This is a genomic window from Acinetobacter sp. ANC 4173, assembly GCF_004331255.1.
GTDB lineage: Bacteria > Pseudomonadota > Gammaproteobacteria > Pseudomonadales > Moraxellaceae > Acinetobacter.
The window spans coordinates 79,518-99,333 of sequence record NZ_SJOF01000001.1; the positions used below are offsets into that span (position 1 = coordinate 79,518).

General features: G+C 43.4%; 13 protein-coding genes and 5 tRNA genes. All 18 read left to right on the forward strand.

The features are described from left to right. The first annotated feature begins 27 nt into the window (after positions 1-27). The 18 genes from gspD to rpoC all read left to right on the forward strand — a co-directional run bounded on the left by gspD (position 28) and on the right by rpoC (position 19,629). On the forward strand, positions 28-2,286 hold the full coding sequence (gene gspD / locus E0H94_RS00375) for a type II secretion system secretin GspD (protein ID WP_131324575.1): 2,259 nt from the start codon (positions 28-30) through the stop codon (positions 2,284-2,286). Positions 2,287-2,360: 74 nt separating this feature from the next. Further along, complete coding sequence (locus E0H94_RS00380) at positions 2,361-3,032, forward strand: FHA domain-containing protein (protein WP_131324576.1); 672 nt, start codon at positions 2,361-2,363, stop codon at positions 3,030-3,032. A gap of 70 nt (positions 3,033-3,102) precedes the next feature. Beyond that, positions 3,103-3,774, forward strand: coding sequence for a phosphoglycolate phosphatase (locus E0H94_RS00385; protein WP_131324577.1), 672 nt, complete (start codon positions 3,103-3,105; stop codon positions 3,772-3,774). A 114-nt stretch (positions 3,775-3,888) separates the two neighbouring features. Continuing rightward, positions 3,889-5,382, forward strand: coding sequence for an anthranilate synthase component I (trpE, locus tag E0H94_RS00390; protein WP_131324578.1), 1,494 nt, complete (start codon positions 3,889-3,891; stop codon positions 5,380-5,382). A gap of 99 nt (positions 5,383-5,481) precedes the next feature. Next, positions 5,482-5,557, forward strand: a tRNA-Thr gene (locus tag E0H94_RS00395). 54 nt (positions 5,558-5,611) lie between these two features. After that, positions 5,612-5,695, forward strand: a tRNA-Tyr gene (locus tag E0H94_RS00400). Positions 5,696-5,731: 36 nt separating this feature from the next. Further along, positions 5,732-5,807: transfer RNA gene (locus E0H94_RS00405), tRNA-Gly, on the forward strand. 12 nt (positions 5,808-5,819) lie between these two features. Next, a tRNA-Thr gene (locus tag E0H94_RS00410) sits at positions 5,820-5,894 on the forward strand. 147 nt (positions 5,895-6,041) lie between these two features. Continuing rightward, positions 6,042-7,232, forward strand: coding sequence for an elongation factor Tu (gene tuf / locus E0H94_RS00415; RefSeq protein WP_116763782.1), 1,191 nt, complete (start codon positions 6,042-6,044; stop codon positions 7,230-7,232). Positions 7,233-7,281: 49 nt separating this feature from the next. Then, positions 7,282-7,357, forward strand: a tRNA-Trp gene (locus E0H94_RS00420). A gap of 75 nt (positions 7,358-7,432) precedes the next feature. Beyond that, a complete protein-coding gene (gene secE, locus E0H94_RS00425; protein WP_131324579.1) occupies positions 7,433-7,873 on the forward strand; it encodes a preprotein translocase subunit SecE in 441 nt (146 codons plus the stop codon). Between the two features lie 7 nt (positions 7,874-7,880). Continuing rightward, positions 7,881-8,414, forward strand: a complete 534-nt coding sequence (gene nusG, locus E0H94_RS00430) for a transcription termination/antitermination protein NusG (RefSeq protein ID WP_016168447.1) — start codon at positions 7,881-7,883, stop codon at positions 8,412-8,414. Positions 8,415-8,530: 116 nt separating this feature from the next. Next, a complete protein-coding gene (gene rplK / locus E0H94_RS00435; protein ID WP_004637639.1) occupies positions 8,531-8,959 on the forward strand; it encodes a 50S ribosomal protein L11 in 429 nt (142 codons plus the stop codon). A gap of 3 nt (positions 8,960-8,962) precedes the next feature. Continuing rightward, positions 8,963-9,658 carry a 50S ribosomal protein L1 gene (gene rplA / locus E0H94_RS00440; protein WP_100242784.1) on the forward strand — a complete coding sequence of 232 codons (696 nt, stop codon included), beginning with the start codon at positions 8,963-8,965 and terminating at the stop codon, positions 9,656-9,658. 299 nt (positions 9,659-9,957) lie between these two features. Then, positions 9,958-10,464 (forward strand): 50S ribosomal protein L10, encoded by a 507-nt coding sequence (rplJ, locus tag E0H94_RS00445; protein ID WP_116758814.1) that lies wholly within the window; start codon positions 9,958-9,960, stop codon positions 10,462-10,464. A gap of 48 nt (positions 10,465-10,512) precedes the next feature. Beyond that, entirely contained in the window at positions 10,513-10,878 is a 366-nt protein-coding gene (rplL, locus tag E0H94_RS00450; protein WP_116758813.1) for a 50S ribosomal protein L7/L12, read from the forward strand. Positions 10,879-11,184: 306 nt separating this feature from the next. After that, on the forward strand, positions 11,185-15,273 hold the full coding sequence (gene rpoB / locus E0H94_RS00455; RefSeq protein ID WP_131324580.1) for a DNA-directed RNA polymerase subunit beta: 4,089 nt from the start codon (positions 11,185-11,187) through the stop codon (positions 15,271-15,273). 156 nt (positions 15,274-15,429) lie between these two features. Continuing rightward, positions 15,430-19,629 (forward strand): DNA-directed RNA polymerase subunit beta', encoded by a 4,200-nt coding sequence (gene rpoC, locus E0H94_RS00460; RefSeq protein ID WP_116758811.1) that lies wholly within the window; start codon positions 15,430-15,432, stop codon positions 19,627-19,629. Positions 19,630-19,816 lie beyond the last annotated feature (187 nt).

Consider the following 19,816-nt stretch of genomic DNA (forward strand, 5'->3'; position numbering starts at 1 on the left):
CCATAGGGTTAGGAAACACAGAAGTATATGGCTTTATTTCATAATAATCGTCCAGTTTGGGCTTTGCTCGCAAGTGCACCTCTGATTGCTGCCGTGAGTAGCAGTGCCTATGCACAAACATGGAAAATCAACTTACGTGATGCGGACTTAACGGCGTTTATTAATGAAGTGGCCGATATTACAGGGAAAAATTTTGCAGTTGATCCGCGCGTACGTGGCAATGTGACGGTGATTTCCAATAAACCACTCAATAAAAGTGAAGTTTACGATTTATTTTTGGGTGTACTCAATGTGAATGGCGTGGTGGCAATCCCATCAGGCAATACTGTGAAAATTGTTCCAGACAGTAACGTAAAAAGTTCAGGCATTCCCTACGATGCTAAAAATCGCGCTAGGGGGGATCAAATTGTCACGCGTGTGATTTGGCTGGAAAATACCAATGCCAATGATTTAATTCCCGCCTTGCGTCCATTAATGCCGCAGTTTGCAAATTTGTCGGCAGTACCGGGTGCCAACGCGCTGATTGTGTCAGATCGTGCCAGTAATATTTATCAGTTGGAAACCATCATTCGTAATTTAGATGGCACCGATCAACACGATATAGAAGCGATTACCTTACAATCTAGTCAAGCCGAGGAAATGATTGGCTTATTAGATTCCATGACGGCAACAGGCGCAGCCAAAGATTTAAAAGGTGCACGAGTGCGTGTGATTGCGGACAATCGCACCAATCGCATTTTAATTAAAGGTGATACGGCAACACGCAAACGTTTGCGCCAGTTGATTGAAATGTTGGATGTGCCTGCGGCAGACCGATTGGGTGGCTTGAAAGTTTTTCGTTTAAAGTATGCCAGTGCAAAAAATTTAGCTGAAATTTTACAGGGTTTGGTCACTGGGCAAGCAGTATCAGGGTCAGAGAGTCGAACGAATGGAGCATCGAATACCAACAATAATATGATGGGGAGTGCGAACACGATGACAAACAATGGTTCATCGTCAAGTATTTCGACACCAGCAATTAATTTGGGGGGCAGTTCTTCTGGAGGTAATCAGAGCAACATCACCAGTTTTAATGCCAATGAGATCAGTATTATTGCCGATAGTTCACAAAATGCATTGGTGGTCAAAGCAGATCCGCAGTTGATGCGAGAAATTGAGTCTGCGATTCAACAGCTCGATGTCCGCCGTCAACAGGTCTTAATTGAAGCCGCAATTATTGAAGTAGAAGGTTCCGATGCCGATCAATTGGGGGTGCAATGGGCTTTGGGTGACATTAGCAGTGGTGTGGGTTTAGTCAGTTTTGATAACGTGGGTTCAAGCTTAGCCAGTCTCGCTGCGGGTTATTTGAGTGGTGGAGCTTCAGGCTTGGGTCAGGCGCTCACAAGTGCAGGCAGTTCATTGGTGCTCGGTGATTATAAAGAGGGTAGTGATGGGTCACGTCAACTTTATGGTGCGCTGATTCAGGCACTCAAAGAAAATACCAAATCCAATTTACTTTCAACACCTTCGATTGTCACGATGGATAATGAAGAAGCCTACATTGTGGTAGGTGAAAACGTGCCTTTTGTGACAGGTTCAGTCAGTACGGGTACAGGTGGTACGGTCAATCCTTATACCACTATCGAACGTAAAGATGTTGGTGTGACGCTGAAAGTGATTCCACACATTGGGGAAGATGGCACGGTACGTTTGGAAGTCGAACAAGAAGTTTCTGGGGTTAAAAATAGTAAAGGTCAGGCTTCGGACTTGGTGACCAGCAAACGGGCAATCAAAACCTCAATTTTGGCAGAGCATGGTCAAACGGTGGTTTTGGGTGGCTTAATTTCGGATAACTCGATTTATAGTCGTCAATCGGTTCCGGGGCTAGGTGCGATTCCCGGAGTAGGTCGTTTATTTAGATCGGACTCAAAATCGAATCAGAAACGCAATTTATTGGTCTTTATCCACCCAACCATTGTGGGTGGAGGTAATGATGTTCGTCGTTTAGCTCAACAACGTTATAGTCAGCTTTATAGCTTGCAATTGGCGCTTGATAAAGATGGAGGCTTTGCCAAGTTGCCTGAGCAGGTGGATGATGTTTACATGCAGCGCTTACCAGTGACACCAGGTGCACCACGCACCAGTCCTTACCAAGCAGTTCCATCAGGGGCACAGACCTCCAATGCCACGACTGTAACAACACCTGTGGCAATTGAACCGCCAATCACCAGTAGTCCTTTGCCAAAGTCGGAAGTAGAAAGAACCAAAAACACAGTGACCACAATTCGTGTGCATCCAGCTTCGTAATGCCAATAAGGTATCCAAATTGAAATCTATAAGTTGCATGGTATGATGAGGCAAAATCATAAAGAGATAATGTGATGACTTGGAAGATACAGGCAATTACAGGCGAATTTACGGGGCAAGAGATCAATATTGACCGTGATATGTTGGTTGGGCGCCATCAGGATGCAGACGTATTGTTACAATCGGCAGAGGTGTCACGTAAACACGCAGCACTGTTGTTAAAAGAGCAGGCGTTATGGGTGCAGGATTTAAACTCATCGAATGGCACTTTTGTGAATGAAGCAAAAATTGAAAATGAAAGTCAGTTGCAGGATGGGGATGTTGTCCAGTTTGCAAGCTTTAAATTTGCAGTCTTTGCACCCGCACCAGCAGTAGAGACGGTTGAGCAAGAAGAGATTGAAGTGCAGCAACCTGCTGAAGCTGTTGCACCGTCTGAAACGGCAGCAGAGAAATCAGCAGCACAACACATGAATGAACAGGGGATGCCAAGCCTGACTGAGCGTGATGGCAATGTGCAGTTAACTCGTGATGGAATGCCTCAGAATGTCTCTGTGCCAAAGCCTGCACCAATTCCTGAAGGGATAGATTTATCTCAAGTGACCCCAGAGCCTGAACCCGTTCCCGTTGAGCAACCCGTTTCTCGTGTAGAAGAAGAACGCACACAGCAGAAGAACGCCTCACTGGGTTTAATTACGATTATTGTTTTGGTGATTTTGGCAATCCTCACTTGGGTGATGTTTAAATAATCTGGGAATTGCCTACAATAAGGGTATGCTGCGGCATGCCTTTTTTATATCTGAATCATTCGAGCTGCTTATGAATATTGCACAATTAGATCGCCGTGAACTCATTTTATTTGATTTGGATGGAACCTTGGTCGATTCAGCGACTGATTTATATCGTGCGATGAATATGAGTCTTAATGTACTCCAACTCCCTTTGGTGACCGAGCAGCAAGTTCGCGTTTGGGTGGGTAAGGGCACATCTATCTTTTGCCACAGTACGTTGCAATATCTCACGGGTGAGGTTGATCCTGCACAGCACCGACAACTGCTCGACACTTTTTTAAAAATTTACAATGCAGAGCCTTGTGTCGAAACACGTCCATTTCAAGGCATTCTGGAATTTCTAGAATGGGGCTTGCAACACAATAAAAAAATGGTGTGTGTCACCAATAAGCCTGAACAGCCTGCACGTATGATTGTCGAAGTTTTGGGCATGTCTAAATACTTTGTCGATGTGATTGGTGGCGACCGTTTTGAAGAACGTAAGCCACATCCACGTCAACTGTTACACTGTGTTGAAGAATATCAATTTGAGAAATCTCAAACCTTAATGGTTGGTGATTCAAGTAATGATGTCGAGGCAGCACGGCGTGCGGGTATTGATTGTATTGTCGTAAGCTATGGTTATAATCATGGTGAAGATATACAGGATTGCCAGCCACAACAAGTGGTGGATGATTTAAGAGAATTAATCAAAACGTAATTTGTAGATAAGGAATAATGACACATGAGTCGTTGTAAAGCTTTTCGATGGCGTCGCTCAGTCTGATGTAACGAAAAATTGAATGGACCCCAATCGAAATTTAGAGAGAACCTCATGACGACTCAAGTGCAATACGAGCAATTAAAAGCACAAGGCTATAACCTAATTCCTGTTTATCGTCAGCGTTTGGCTGATACCGAAACTCCATTATCTGTTTTTGCCCGTCTAAAGGGTCATCAGCAAGCCTACTTATTCGAGTCGGTTGAGGGGGGTGAAAACTGGGCGCGCTATTCGATTATTGGTTTGGGTGAATCGACCGTGTTTTCCTGTAATGCGGGTCAACTCACCATTAAACATGTCAATGGTTCACATGAAAAGCAAGCCTGTGCCGACCCATTCCAATACATTCGTGATTTTCTATCGCAATTTAAAGTGCCTACACAAGCAGATTTACCTGCTTTGCCAAACTTTACAGGCGGTTTAGTGGGTTATTTTGGCTATGATGCGGTGCGTTATATTGAACCACGCCTCAATAATGTGCCTGAAGCCGATCCAGTAGGCTTGCCAGATATCTGGATGATGCTGTCTAAAACTGTAATCGTGTTTGATAACCTCAAAGACACCCTGTTTTTGATTGTGCATGCCGATGTGAATGATCCAGAAGCTTACTTTAAAGCGCAAACTCAGCTCGATATATTAGAAAGGTTGCTAGCAACCCCTGTTAGTTTGCAAGCGAAGAAACATACGGCACCGCATTTTGAATCATTGACGGGTAAAGACAAGTTTCTTGAATCGATTGAGACGGTGAAAGAATACATTCGTGCAGGGGATGTGATGCAGGTGGTGCCTGGACATCGCATGGTCTCTGATTTTGATGGTGAGGCTTTACAGGTCTATCGTGCTTTACGTCACTTGAATCCATCGCCCTATTTGTTCTTGGTACAAGGACGGACATTAGAAGATCAGAAGCCGTTCCATATTGTCGGTTCTTCACCTGAAATCTTGTCTCGTTTAGAAAATGGCATTGCCACGGTTCGTCCTTTGGCAGGCACACGTCCTCGCGGTAAAACCAAAGAAGAAGATTTAGCCTTAGAAAAAGATCTACTTTCAGATGAAAAAGAAATTGCAGAGCATTTAATGCTGATTGATTTGGGACGTAATGATGTCGGTCGTGTCTCTAAAATTGGCAAAGTACAAGTGACTGATCAAATGGTGATCGAACGTTATTCGCATGTGATGCATATTGTCTCTAATGTGCAAGGTGAAGTTCGTGATGATGTGGATGCTTTGGATGTTTTTAAAGCAACTTTTCCAGCAGGGACTTTATCTGGCGCACCCAAAATCCGCGCTATGGAAATTATTGATGAGGTAGAGCCGGTAAAACGTGGTGTTTTTGGTGGTGCTGTTGGTTATTTAGGCTGGCATGGCGAAATGGACATGTCGATTGCGATTCGAACCTGTGTTATTCGTGAAAATAAGGTCTTTGTTCAGGCGGGTGCCGGTCTTGTTGTGGACTCAAATCCTGAATCTGAGTGGAATGAAACCCAAATAAAAGCTCGCGCAGTGATCAAAGCGGTTGAATTATCATCAAATGGATTGATTTTATGAGTTTTTAACGTTTTTTTTGAAAAAAACACTTGCAAGGATTCTAAGTTTTGCTAAACTGCACACCGTTCCGATACGAAACGTACGAAACACTAAGAAAGAGCCGGCATAGCTCAGTTGGTAGAGCAACTGACTTGTAATCAGTAGGTCCACAGTTCGAATCCGTGTGCCGGCACCATCTTAAGGGTGTGTAGTTATGAAGTGAAGAACAACACTGAAATAAGTGTGAAATGGTGAGGTTCCCGAGCGGTCAAAGGGGGCGGACTGTAACTCCGCTACGAAAGTTTCGAAGGTTCGAATCCTTCCCTCACCACCATTAACTTCGATTGAAGTGGTTAATTACCAACATTAAGCGGGAGTAGCTCAGTTGGTAGAGCGGTAGCCTTCCAAGCTACATGTCGCGAGTTCGACCCTCGTCTCCCGCTCCATCGAAGATGATTGCTCTTATAGCTCAGTGGTAGAGCACTCCCTTGGTAAGGGAGAGGTCTCGAGTTCAAATCTCGATAAGAGCTCCAGATACAGTTTAGTAGATATTCTACAAAGATTTTAAAAAGCAGGCTTATTAGTCTGCTTTTCAAGTATTGGGTGTCTGCTTTTTTAGGCGATATGTCGATGCTGAGCATTTCTCAGAATTGTGTTCGACGTAAACGAGGAATATAAACATGGCTAAGGCTAAGTTTGAACGTAATAAGCCACACGTAAACGTGGGCACAATCGGTCACGTTGACCATGGTAAAACTACTTTAACTGCTGCGATTGCAACTATTTGTGCAAAAACTTACGGCGGTGAAGCGAAAGATTACTCACAAATCGACTCTGCTCCTGAAGAAAAAGCACGTGGTATTACAATTAATACTTCACACGTAGAATACGATTCTCCAATCCGTCACTACGCTCACGTAGACTGCCCGGGCCACGCCGATTATGTTAAAAACATGATTACTGGTGCTGCTCAGATGGATGGCGCGATCCTTGTGTGTGCTGCGACTGACGGTCCAATGCCACAAACTCGTGAACACATCCTTCTTTCACGTCAGGTTGGTGTACCTTACATCATCGTATTCTTAAACAAATGCGACCTTGTTGACGACGAAGAATTACTTGAATTAGTAGAAATGGAAGTTCGTGAACTTCTTTCTACTTATGACTTCCCAGGTGATGACACTCCAGTTATCCGTGGTTCTGCTCTTGCTGCGCTTAATGGCGATGCTGGTCAGTACGGTGAGTCTTCAGTTCTTGCTCTTGTTGAAGCGCTTGACTCTTATATTCCAGAACCAGAACGTGCTATCGATAAAGCATTCTTAATGCCAATCGAAGACGTATTCTCTATTTCTGGCCGTGGTACAGTAGTAACTGGTCGTGTAGAAGCTGGTATCGTGAAAGTAGGCGAATCAGTTGAAATCGTTGGTATCCGTGATACTCAAACAACTACAGTTACTGGCGTTGAAATGTTCCGTAAACTTCTTGACGAAGGTCGTGCGGGCGAGAACTGTGGTGTTCTTCTTCGTGGTACTAAGCGTGAAGACGTACAACGTGGTCAAGTACTTGCTAAACCAGGTACAATCAAGCCACACACTAAATTCGACGCAGAAGTATACGTACTTTCTAAAGAAGAAGGTGGTCGTCATACTCCATTCCTTAACGGTTACCGTCCACAATTCTATTTCCGTACGACTGACGTAACTGGTGCAATCCAATTACAAGAAGGCGTTGAAATGGTAATGCCTGGTGACAACGTTGAAATGTCAGTAGAATTAATCCACCCAATCGCAATGGACCCAGGTCTACGTTTTGCGATCCGTGAAGGTGGTCGTACAGTAGGTGCTGGTGTTGTTGCGAAAGTAACTGCATAATAGGTACATAAGTTTTAAGTCGAGAATTTCGATTCTCGACTTACACTGCAGGCTAGTAGTTCAATTGGTAGAGCGTCGGTCTCCAAAACCGAATGTTGGGGGTTCGAGTCCCTCCTGGCCTGCCACTTTTTTAGTAAAAGAGCTTGATGCTGGCTAAACTGGTCATATAATAAATCGCGAATTCTACGACGAGTAAAAAAATGTCGAATGATAAATCGCGTGACGCATTAAGCGACGCGCCAATCCCTCAAAGAAATAATTCTGCTGAAGTTGTTAATTCTGGCTCACCATTAGATGTTGTGCTGTGGATTATTGCATTGATTTTAATCATTGGTGCAACCATGGTAAATCAGCATTTGCCAGCATATTGGGCACCAGCAAATAATATTTGGGTGCGTGTTGGTGTAATTTTGTCTTGTATCGTTGTGGCTTTGGGTTTATTATACGCCACCCATCAAGGCAAAGGCTTTGTTCGTTTGCTAAAAGATGCGCGTATTGAATTGCGTCGTGTCACATGGCCAACCAAGCAAGAGACGGTCACTACGTCGTGGCAAGTACTTGCAGTAGTCGTTGTAGCATCCATTTTATTATGGTGTTTTGACTATATTTTAGGCTGGTTAATGAAGTTTATTATCGGGTAAGAGAGCTATGAAACGTTGGTACATTATTCATGCCTATTCAGGTTATGAAAAACAAGTGATGCGTTCACTTAATGATCGAATCCAGCGTAGCGCTGTAGCCGATAGCTTTGGTGAAGTCCTTGTTCCTACCGAAGAAGTGGTAGAAATGAAGGATGGTAAAAAACGTAAGTCTGAGCGTAAATTCTTTCCTGGCTATGTATTGGTCGAAATGGAAATGAATGATGAAACTTGGCATATCGTAAAAGAGTGCCCTAAAGTTTTAGGTTTTATCGGTGGTACGGCAGAAAAACCTGCACCAATTACGCAAAAAGAAGCAGATGCGATTCTTGCTCGTGTACGCAATACTGGTGAAGCACCTCGTCCGAAGACGATGTTTGAACCAGGCGAAGAATTACTCGTAATTGATGGTCCATTCACCGACTTTAAAGGCGTGGTGGAAGAAGTTCTTTACGATAAGTCACGTTTGACGTTGACGATTAATGTATTTAATCGACCAACTCAAGTTGAATTGGAATTTCGTCAAGTCGAAAAAACAATTTAATCTGAATTGGTTAAAAACGCCCGATTTATTCAATCGGGCATTGTTGTTGTGGTGGTTATCACTACATGAAATATTGGGGAGCTGTAAAAGGCGTTTGTACCCAGAGGTAATTTGAAATGGCTAAGAAGATTGACGGCTATATCAAGCTGCAAGTTCCAGCTGGTAAAGCGAATCCATCTCCACCGATTGGTCCTGCATTAGGTCAACGTGGTGTTAACATCATGGCATTCTGTAAAGAATTCAATGCTGCAACACAAAAACTTGAAGTTGGTTTGCCAATTCCAGTCGTGATCACTGTGTACAACGATAAGTCGTTCACATTCATCATGAAAACTCCACCTGCATCTATTCTTCTTAAGAAAGCTGCTGGTATTCAAAAGGGTTCATCTGTACCTAACAAAACTAAAGTTGGTAAGTTGACTCGTGCTCAATTGGAAGAAATCGCGACTACTAAAGAACCAGATTTAACTGGTGCTGATTTAGACGCACGTGTTCGTACCATCGCTGGTTCTGCACGTTCTATGGGCTTGGAAGTGGAGCTATAAGACATGGCAAAGTTAACTAAACGTCAAAAAGCCATTGCTGCTGCTATTGAAGCAAACAAAGTTTACACTTTAGAAGAAGCAGTCGCTGTTCTTGCTGGTCTTCCTGCTGCGAAATTCAAAGAATCTTTGGATGTTGCGGTAAACCTAGGTGTTGACCCTCGTAAATCTGACCAAGTTGTTCGTGGCGCGACTACACTTCCTGCAGGTACTGGTAAAACTGTACGTGTTGCTGTGTTTGCTCAAGGCGCTGCTGCTGAAGCTGCTAAAGCTGAAGGCGCGGACATCGTTGGCTTTGATGACTTGGCTGAAAGCATTCAACAAGGTAACCTTGACTTTGATGTAGTTATTGCTGCTCCAGATGCAATGCGCGTTGTAGGTAAGTTAGGTACAATCCTTGGTCCACGTGGTTTGATGCCAAACCCGAAAGTGGGAACTGTAACTCCAGACGTTGCTGGTGCAGTTAAAAATGCTAAAGCTGGTCAAGCACGTTACCGTGTAGACAAAGCGGGTATTATCCATGCTGCGATCGGTCAAGTAGACTTCTCTGCTGAAGCTGTTCGTCAAAACGTTGAAACTTTGATTGCAGACTTGAAAAAGTTAAAGCCTGCAACTTCTAAAGGCGTATACATCAAAAAGATCACTTTGAGCTCAACTATGGGTCCTGGTCTTGTTGTTGATGTAAACAACGTTTCTAACTAAGTTTTTACTTAGACAGAATTTTAAAGCCCTGAGTAATTTTTGAAGCACTGCTTCAAAAATTACGCAAGAAACGCTCAGTCTCTTGCGGAACTTAGGCAAACTTTGAATTGATAAATTTAATTTATCAGCGTCAAAGACCTCAGGCGAGAGTGATTTCGATTGCTTTCTTAATTTTCCAGCCTGAGTAGACGCGGTGGTGTGATTTGTTCATCCTCCGCGTGTAAGTTCAGTGATGAACTTGCGAATTGGGAGTGTATCTGTGTATTCGGGTACATAAATCACCGTTAGGAGGTTTTACAATGGCTCTTCTTATCGAAGGCAAAAAACAGATCGTTGCTGAAGTAACTGAAGTTGCTTCTACTGCGTTTGCTGCTGTTGTTGCTGACTACCAAGGTTTAACTGTTGAGCAATTAACTGCTCTTCGTGTTGAAGCTCGTAAGTTGGGTGTTGCTACACGTGTTGTACGTAATACTTTGGCTAAACGCGCTCTTCAAGATACTCCTTTTAATATCTTGAACGACAACCTTGTTGGCCCAACAATTTTAGCTTTCTCAACTTCTGCAGATGATATGGGTGCTGCGGCACGCTTATTCGAAGAATTTGCGAAAACTAACAAAGCATTTGAACTTAAAGCTGCTGCATTTGAAGGCAAACTTTATCAAGGCGCAGAAGTTAGCGTTATCGCGAATCTTCCAAACCAAGAGAAAGCGCTTACTATGCTTGCAAGCGTTCTTCAGGCTCCTATTTCGAAATTGGGTCGCTTACTTACAGCGCTTCAAGAGAAAAACGAGTCAGAAGCTGCATAAGCTCAAACTTAAACACACATCATTCAATACCCATTTGGAATTAATCTCATGGCTTTAACAAACGAAGAAATCCTAAACGCAGTTGCTGAAAAAACTGTTCTTGAACTTGTAGAACTTATTTCTGCTTTTGAAGAAAAATTCAACGTATCTGCTGCTGCTGTAGCTGTAGCTGCTGGTCCTGCTGCTGCTGCTGTTGAAGAGCAATCAGAATTCAACGTTGAGTTGACTTCTTTCGGCGCGAACAAAGTAGCGGTAATTAAAGCAGTTCGTGAAATCACTGGTCTTGGCTTGAAAGAAGCTAAAGATTTAGTTGAAGGCGCTCCTTCAGTTCTTAAAGAAGCAGTTTCTAAAGAAGAAGCTGAAGAACTTAAGAAAAAACTTGAAGAAACTGGTGCTACTATTACTATTAAGTAATGTTACCAGGGGGAGAAATATTAATTTCACCCCCACAAATTGGCTGATGGCTCTTGGGTCATCAGCCTTTTTGCGTTACAATAATCGGCTCGACTTCAATTTGATTGGTTTAAAAACCATCAAATTTAAACAATAAAGACAAATTTTAAACGCTTACCAATATTTTTCCATTCAAAAAATATTGTTAAGCGTTTTAATACCACTAAAAATTGCAGCATTTGTAAACAGTGGTGGCCATATCGGCCTGCGTAATTCCTTCTAAACCCGTTCTGCAGGCGGGTTTAGTTTACTTTCCGAGGACTCCAGATGGCATACTCATATACCGAAAAGAAACGGATCCGTAAGAATTTTGGTAAATTGCCTAGTGTTATGGATGCTCCGTACTTGCTCGCGATTCAAGTCGACTCGTACAGAACGTTCTTGCAAGATGGCAAATCACCAAAAAACCGCGAAGATATCGGTCTCCAAGCCGCATTTCGTTCAGTTTTTCCTATAGAAAGTTATTCTGGCAATGCTGCTCTAGAATTTGTTGAGTATAGCCTTGGTAAGCCGGAGTTTGATGTTCGCGAATGTATTCTTCGTGGCTCAACTTATGCGGCACCAATGCGTGTAAAAATTCGTTTGATCATTAAAGATCGTGAAACGAAATCAATCAAAGACGTGCGTGAGCAAGAAGTGTACATGGGTGAAATGCCACTCATGACGGATAACGGGACATTCGTTATTAATGGTACTGAGCGTGTAATCGTATCTCAGTTACATCGTTCACCTGGTGTGTTCTTTGATCATGATAAGGGTAAAACTCACTCAAGCGGTAAAGTGCTTTATTCAGCACGTATTATCCCTTACCGTGGTTCATGGTTAGATTTTGAATTTGATGCGAAAGATTTAGTCTATGTCCGTATTGACCGTCGTCGTAAATTGCTTGCGACTGTGGTACTTCGTGCATTGGGTTATAGCAACGAACAAATTCTAGACTTATTCTACGAGAAAGTACCTGTCTATTTAGATATGGGTAGCTATCAGATTGACCTTGTTCCAGAACGTCTGCGTGGCGAAATGGCACAATTCGACATTACCGATAATGATGGTAAAGTGATTGTTGAACAAGGTAAACGTATTAATGCGCGTCATGTACGTCAAATGGAAGCTTCAGGCTTAACTAAGCTTTCTGTTCCAGACGAATATTTATATGAGCGTATCACTGCTGAAGATATCACTTTACGTGATGGCGATGTCATTGCTGCGAACACCTTATTAAGCCATGAAATTATGGTGAAATTGGCTGAAGGCGGCGTGAAACAGTTCAATATGCTGTTCACGAATGACATTGACCGTGGTTCGTTCATTGCAGATTCTTTACGTGCAGATACAACAACAGGGCGTGAAGAAGCGCTTGTTGAAATCTACAAAGTCATGCGTCCAGGTGAGCCACCAACAAAAGAAGCAGCTGAAAACCTATTCAATAACTTGTTCTTCTCTTCTGAGCGTTATGATTTATCGCCAGTTGGTCGTATGAAGTTTAACCGTCGTTTGGGTCGTCCTTACGAAGTGGGAACTGACCAGAAGTCACGTGAAGTAGAAGGTATTCTTTCGAACAGCGATATCACTGATGTATTAAAAACATTGGTTGAAATTCGTAACGGTAAAGGCGAAGTGGATGATATTGACCACTTGGGTAACCGTCGTGTTCGTTCTGTTGGTGAAATGACCGAAAACCAATTCCGTGTTGGTTTGGTTCGTGTTGAACGTGCTGTAAAAGAGCGTTTAAGCCAAGCAGAAGCAGACAATTTGTCTCCGCAAGATTTAATCAATGCGAAACCAGTTGCAGCTGCAATCAAAGAATTCTTTGGTTCAAGCCAATTGTCTCAGTTTATGGACCAAAACAACCCATTGTCTGAGATTACGCACAAACGTCGTGTATCGGCGCTTGGCCCTGGTGGTTTAACTCGTGAACGTGCGGGCTTTGAAGTACGTGACGTACATCAAACTCACTATGGTCGTGTATGTCCAATTGAAACGCCTGAAGGTCCAAACATTGGTTTGATCAACTCGCTATCTGTTTATGCAAAATGTAATAACTTCGGTTTCTTGGAAACTCCATACCGTAAAGTTGTTGATGGCCGTGTAACGGATGAAGTTGAATACTTATCTGCGATTGAAGAAGTAGGCACAGTCATTGCACAAGCCGACTCTGCAGTTGATGCAGAGAATCACTTGACTGAAGAATTTGTTTCTGTACGTCATCAAGGTGATTTCGTACGTATGCCACCTGAAAAAGTGACGCATATGGACGTATCTGCTCAGCAGGTTGTTTCTGTTGCTGCATCACTTATTCCATTCCTTGAACACGATGATGCGAACCGTGCATTAATGGGTTCGAACATGCAGCGTCAGGCTGTTCCAACATTATTGGCGGACAAGCCACTTGTTGGTACTGGTATGGAAGCAAACGTAGCGCGTGACTCAGGTGTGTGTGTTATCGCAAACCGTGGTGGTGCGATTGAATACGTGGATGCTTCTCGTATCGTGATTCGTGTCAACGAAGAAGAAATGATTGCGGGTGAAGCGGGCGTAGATATCTACAACCTGATCAAATATACACGTTCTAACCAAAATACATGTATCAACCAAAACGTTGTGGTACGCATGGGTGACAAAGTTGCTCGTGGTGATGTATTGGCTGACGGTCCATCGACTGATGGTGGTGAACTTGCGCTAGGTCAAAACATGCGCGTCGCGTTCATGACATGGAACGGTTATAACTATGAAGACTCGATCTTGCTTTCTGAGCGTGTCCTTCAAGAAGATCGCTTAACGTCGATTCATATCCAAGAATTATCGTGTGTTGCACGTGATACCAAATTGGGTGCTGAAGAAATTACTGCTGATATCCCGAATGTGGGTGAAGCTGCACTGTCTAAGCTAGATGAATCAGGTATCGTATATATCGGTGCTGAAGTTGCTGCGGGTGACATTCTTGTCGGTAAAGTAACGCCTAAAGGTGAAACGCAATTAACACCAGAAGAAAAACTGCTTCGCGCAATTTTTGGTGAAAAAGCGGCTGACGTTAAAGACTCTTCTTTACGTGTTCCATCTGGCACCAAAGGTACAGTGATTGACGTTCAAGTGTTTACTCGTGATGGTCTTGAAAAAGATGAACGTGCACAAGCAATTGAAAAAGCTCAATTAGATGCTTACCGTAAAGACTTGAAAGAAGAATACAAAATCTTCGAAGAAGCAGCTCGTGAACGTGTTGTTCGCTTGTTGACAGGTCAAGAATCGAATGGCGGTGGCGGTACGAAGCGTGGCGACAAACTGTCTGAAGATATGTTGTCTGGTTTAGAGTTGGTTGATTTACTTGAAATCCAGCCAAGCGATGAAGCCATTGCTGAGCGTCTAACGCAAATTCAAGTGTTCTTGAAAGAGAAGAGCTTTGAAATTGACGAGAAATTTGCTGAGAAAAAACGCAAACTTTCTACAGGCGACGAACTTACAACTGGCGTATTGAAAGTTGTTAAGGTTTACCTTGCCGTTAAACGTCGTATCCAGCCTGGTGATAAGATGGCGGGTCGTCACGGTAACAAGGGTGTTGTTTCTAACATCTTGCCAGTTGAAGACATGCCGCATGATGCCAATGGTGTACCAGTTGATATCGTACTAAACCCATTGGGTGTACCGTCACGTATGAACGTGGGTCAGATTCTTGAAACTCACTTGGGTATGGCTGCGAAAGGTTTGGGTGAGCAAATTGATAAGATGCTCAAACAACAGCGTGAAATTGCTGAGCTACGTATTTTCCTAGACAAGATCTACAACAAAGTGGGCGGTCAGCAAGAAGATTTAGACAGCTTAACTGATGACGAGATTCTAATCTTGGCGGGTAATTTACGCGCTGGTGTGCCTTTAGCAACCCCTGTGTTTGATGGTGCTGAAGAAGCTCAAATCAAAGAGTTGCTAGAGCTGGCTGAAATTCCACGCTCGGGTCAAACCGTATTATATGATGGACGTACAGGTGAACGTTTCGACCGTCCTGTAACTGTAGGTTATATGTACATGCTCAAGTTGAACCACTTGGTTGACGACAAGATGCATGCACGTTCTACTGGTTCTTACTCATTAGTAACGCAACAGCCATTGGGTGGTAAAGCTCAGTTTGGTGGTCAGCGTTTCGGTGAGATGGAGGTCTGGGCACTTGAAGCTTACGGCGCAGCTTATACACTGCAAGAAATGCTTACTGTGAAGTCGGATGACGTTGAAGGTCGTACTCGTATCTATAAGAACATTGTAGATGGTAACCATTATATGGACCCAGGTATGCCTGAATCGTTCAACGTATTGACCAAAGAGATCCGTTCTTTAGGTATCAACATTGAACTGAAAAATGGTGACTAAGAAATCTCCCCCGACTCCTCTTTCCTAAAGAGGGGTGAAGTCCCCCTTAGTAAAGGGGGATTTAGGGGGATTTTTTGAGATTCCCTATTCAGTTAAAAAACAATATTTGTGACCCAGTCGGAGAGTGAAAATCTCGCTGACACACGGAGAAAAAAATTGAAAGACTTGCTCGATATCATGCGCAAAAAGACGGACTCAGACGGTCATGCTCCAGTTGAGTTTGATCGCATCCGTATTGGTCTTGCGTCACCAGAAATGATTAAGTCATGGTCTCACGGTGAAGTGAAAAAGCCTGAGACAATTAACTATCGTACGTTCAAGCCAGAACGTGATGGTTTATTCTGTGCCAAAATCTTTGGTCCAGTCAAAGATTACGAATGCTTGTGTGGCAAATACAAGCGTATGAAATACAAAGGCGTCATTTGTGAAAAATGTGGCGTTGAAGTAACAACTGCGAAAGTTCGTCGTGAGCGTATGGGTCACATCGAATTGGCTTCTCCAGTTGCGCACATCTGGTTCTTGAAATCATTACCAAGCCGTATCGGTTTGCTTCTTGATATGACATTACGTGATATCGAGCGCGTATTATATTTCGAATCTTATGTAGTAACTGACCCAGGTATGACTCCATTTGAGAAATACCAACTTCTTAACGATGAAGAATACTTCAATGCGTTAGAAGAACACGGTGATGAATTCACTGCGAAAATGGGTGCTGAAGCGGTTCAAGACTTGCTGAAAGATATCGATCTTGAAGCTGAGATTTCTCGTCTTCGTGAAGAGATTCCACAAACAACTTCTGAAACGAAGTTGAAAAAAGCCTCTAAGCGCTTGAAGTTGATGGAAGCATTCAAAGAGTCGAACAACAAGCCAGAATGGATGGTGATGAACGTACTTCCAGTACTTCCACCAGATCTTCGTCCGTTGGTTCCACTTGAAGGTGGTCGTTTCGCGACTTCTGACTTGAACGATCTTTACCGTCGTGTGATTAACCGTAACAACCGTTTGAAGCGTCTTCTTGATCTTGCTGCACCAGACATTATCGTACGTAACGAAAAACGTATGTTACAAGAGTCTGTAGATGCGTTGCTGGATAATGGTCGTCGTGGTCGTGCGATTACTGGTTCGAACAAACGTCCATTGAAATCTTTGGCAGACATGATCAAAGGTAAACAAGGTCGTTTCCGTCAAAACTTACTTGGTAAGCGTGTTGACTACTCGGGTCGTTCGGTAATTACCGTAGGTCCTAACTTACGTTTACACCAATGTGGTCTTCCGAAGAAAATGGCACTTGAATTATTCAAGCCATTTATTTTTGCGAAATTACAAGCATCAGGTCAGGCAACAACCATTAAAGCTGCGAAGAAAATGGTTGAGCGTGAAACTCCAGAAGTTTGGGACGTTCTTGCATCGGTAATTCGTCAACATCCAGTGATGTTGAACCGTGCGCCAACACTTCACCGTTTGGGTCTTCAAGCATTTGAACCGATTCTGATTGAAGGTAAAGCAATCCGTCTACATCCGCTCGTCTGTGCTGCGTTTAACGCCGACTTCGACGGTGACCAAATGGCGGTACACGTACCATTAACACTCGAAGCTCAATTAGAAGCGCGTGCGTTAATGATGTCGACCAACAACATCTTGTCACCTGCAAACGGTGAACCAATCATCGTTCCTTCTCAGGACGTTGTATTGGGCTTGTATTACATCACGCGTGATGCAATCAATGCCAAAGGTGAAGGCATGGTGTTTGCGGATACGCATGAAGTTAACCGTGCATTGGCGACAGGTCAGGTTGCATTACACGCTCGCGTTAAAGCACGTGTACATCAAACTGTCATTGATGAAAATGGTAATCGTGAACAGCAAACTATTGTTGTAGATACGACACCAGGTCGTTGTTTACTTTGGGAAGTTGTGCCAGAAGGCATGGATTTCCAGCAAATTAACGTTGAGATGACCAAGAAAAACATCTCAAAGTTAATTAACTCTTGCTACCGTAAATTGGGTCTAAAAGATACCGTTATCTTTGCTGACCAATTGATGTACCTTGGTTTCCGTCAAGCGACACGTTCAGGCGTATCGGTAGGTATGGAAGACATGGTTATTCCGCCGACTAAGCAAGTGATTATTGACAAAGCAGAAACTGAAGTTCGTGAAATTGAACAACAGTTCGAACAAGGCTTTGTAACTGCGGGTGAGCGTTATAACAAAGTTGTCGATATCTGGGCACGTACTAACGACCAAGTTGCGAAAGCGATGATGGACAACTTGTCTTATACCACTGTGAAAAACAAACAGGGTGAAGATGAGAAACAAAAATCATTCAACTCGATCTACATGATGTCTGACTCTGGTGCCCGTGGTAGTGCGGCGCAGATTCGTCAGCTTGCAGGTATGCGTGGTTTGATGGCAAAACCAGATGGCTCGATCATTGAAACGCCAATTAAGGCGAACTTCCGTGAAGGCTTAACCGTACTTCAGTACTTTATTTCGACGCACGGTGCGCGTAAAGGTTTGGCCGATACAGCATTGAAAACGGCGAACTCTGGTTACTTAACCCGTCGTCTGGTAGACGTAGCACAAGATTTAGTTATTACTGAGCCTGATTGTGGTACTTTGGGCGGTCTTGTGATGACTCCGTTCATTCAGGGCGGTGACGTGATCGAGAACTTAGGTACTCGAGTATTGGGTCGTGTGGTTGCAGAAGACGTGAAGAAAGCGGGTTCTGACGACGTTATCCTGCCACGTAACACTTTAATTGACGAAAAACTTGCAAACTTCCTTGAAGAAGCGGGTGTCGATGAAGTTAAAGTACGTTCAGTTGTAAACTGTGAATCTACATTTGGCGTGTGTGCGAAATGTTATGGTCGTGACTTGGCGCGTGGTCACTTGGTGAACCCAGGTGAATCTGTGGGTGTAATGGCTGCTCAATCGATTGGTGAGCCAGGTACACAGTTAACCATGCGTACCTTCCACGTGGGTGGTGCAGCGAGCCGAACTTCTGCCGCAAACAGTGTACAAGTTCGTAACAAAGGTACCGTACGTTTCCACAACGTGAAAACTGTACAACATGCTAAAGGTCACTTGGTTTCTGTTTCACGTTCAGGTGAAATTGGTATTGCAGATGACTTAGGTCGTGAGCGTGAGCGTTATAAACTGCCATACGGTGCGTCAATCTTGTTGAAAGATGGCGAAGCTGTAGAAGCAGGTGGTATCGTGGCGACTTGGGATCCACATACACATCCATTAGTAACAGAAGTTGCAGGTAAAATCCGTTTCAGCCAAATTGCTGATGGTGTAACAGCAACTTCTAAGACTGATGATGCAACAGGTATGACGACTGTTGAAATCTTGCCTGTAACAGCACGCCCTGCGTCTGGTAAAGATTTACGTCCTGCGGTTGTTCTTGATACGACTGATGGTGGTGAACAGTTCTACTTCTTGCCACAAAATACCATTCTTTCTGTCCGTGATGGCGAAACAATTGGTGTGGGTGACGTTATTGGTCGTGTACCTCAAGAAACTTCACGTACGCGTGACATTACCGGTGGTCTACCACGTGTAGCTGACTTGTTCGAAGCGCGTAAACCGAAAGAACATGCAATTCTTGCTGAAATTTCAGGTGTTGTAAGCTTTGGTAAAGAGACTAAAGGTAAGAACCGTTTAGTGATTACACCAGATGATGGTTCTGAGATCTACGAAGAACTAATTCCAAAATGGCGTACCATGAACGTGTTCGAAGGTGAACATGTGAACCGTGGTGAGACTGTTTCTGACGGTCCGCAAAACCCACATGACATCTTACGCTTGAAAGGCGAAGTTGCGTTGACTAACTACATCGTGAACGAAGTTCAAGACGTATACCGTCTGCAAGGTGTAAAAATCAACGACAAGCACATTGAAGTGATCGTACGTCAAATGTTGCGTAAAGTTGATATCACGGATGGTGGTGATACAAGCTTCATCAAAGGCGAACAAGTGGATTACATCCGTGTTATGGGTGAAAACCAAGCTGTGCTTGCGCAGAATAAGTTCCCTGCGAAGTTTGAACGCCAATTGATGGGTATTACCAAAGCATCGCTTTCTACTGACTCGTTCATCTCTGCTGCATCGTTCCAGGAAACAACACGTGTGTTAACTGAAGCGGCTGTAACAGGTAAAGAAGATGATTTACGTGGTTTGAAAGAGAACGTCGTTGTAGGTCGTTTGATTCCTGCAGGTACAGGTTTGGCATATCACTTAGAGCGTCGTCGTCAAGAATCTGAAGCTGCAGAGCTTGAGCTTCACAATGACTTCTCTGATGTAGACCAAGCGCTTAGCCAAGCATTTAGTGATGAGTTTAACGGTCTGTAATTAGTCCTTAAACCATTTTAAAAAAAAGCCACCTTCGGGTGGCTTTTTACATTTTGAAGCAGAACAACTAAAAAACCACATAATAAAATACATAAAGTTCTATGATTAAACATAAATCTATAATTAAGAATAAGTTTTAATGGTATGAATTTTAACAAAAAATATTTTAAATGTGTTTGGGGTGATA

Coding starts and splice junctions, on each gene's coding strand:
- E0H94_RS00380 (WP_131324576.1), top strand. CDS start 2,361: ATGACTTGGAAGATACAGGCAATTACAGGCGAATTTACGGGGCAAGAG.
- rplL (WP_116758813.1), top strand. CDS start 10,513: ATGGCTTTAACAAACGAAGAAATCCTAAACGCAGTTGCTGAAAAAACT.
- nusG (WP_016168447.1), top strand. CDS start 7,881: ATGAAACGTTGGTACATTATTCATGCCTATTCAGGTTATGAAAAACAA.
- gspD (WP_131324575.1), top strand. CDS start 28: ATGGCTTTATTTCATAATAATCGTCCAGTTTGGGCTTTGCTCGCAAGT.
- secE (WP_131324579.1), top strand. CDS start 7,433: ATGTCGAATGATAAATCGCGTGACGCATTAAGCGACGCGCCAATCCCT.
- rplK (WP_004637639.1), top strand. CDS start 8,531: ATGGCTAAGAAGATTGACGGCTATATCAAGCTGCAAGTTCCAGCTGGT.
- tuf (WP_116763782.1), top strand. CDS start 6,042: ATGGCTAAGGCTAAGTTTGAACGTAATAAGCCACACGTAAACGTGGGC.
- E0H94_RS00385 (WP_131324577.1), top strand. CDS start 3,103: ATGAATATTGCACAATTAGATCGCCGTGAACTCATTTTATTTGATTTG.
- rplJ (WP_116758814.1), top strand. CDS start 9,958: ATGGCTCTTCTTATCGAAGGCAAAAAACAGATCGTTGCTGAAGTAACT.
- trpE (WP_131324578.1), top strand. CDS start 3,889: ATGACGACTCAAGTGCAATACGAGCAATTAAAAGCACAAGGCTATAAC.
- rplA (WP_100242784.1), top strand. CDS start 8,963: ATGGCAAAGTTAACTAAACGTCAAAAAGCCATTGCTGCTGCTATTGAA.
- rpoB (WP_131324580.1), top strand. CDS start 11,185: ATGGCATACTCATATACCGAAAAGAAACGGATCCGTAAGAATTTTGGT.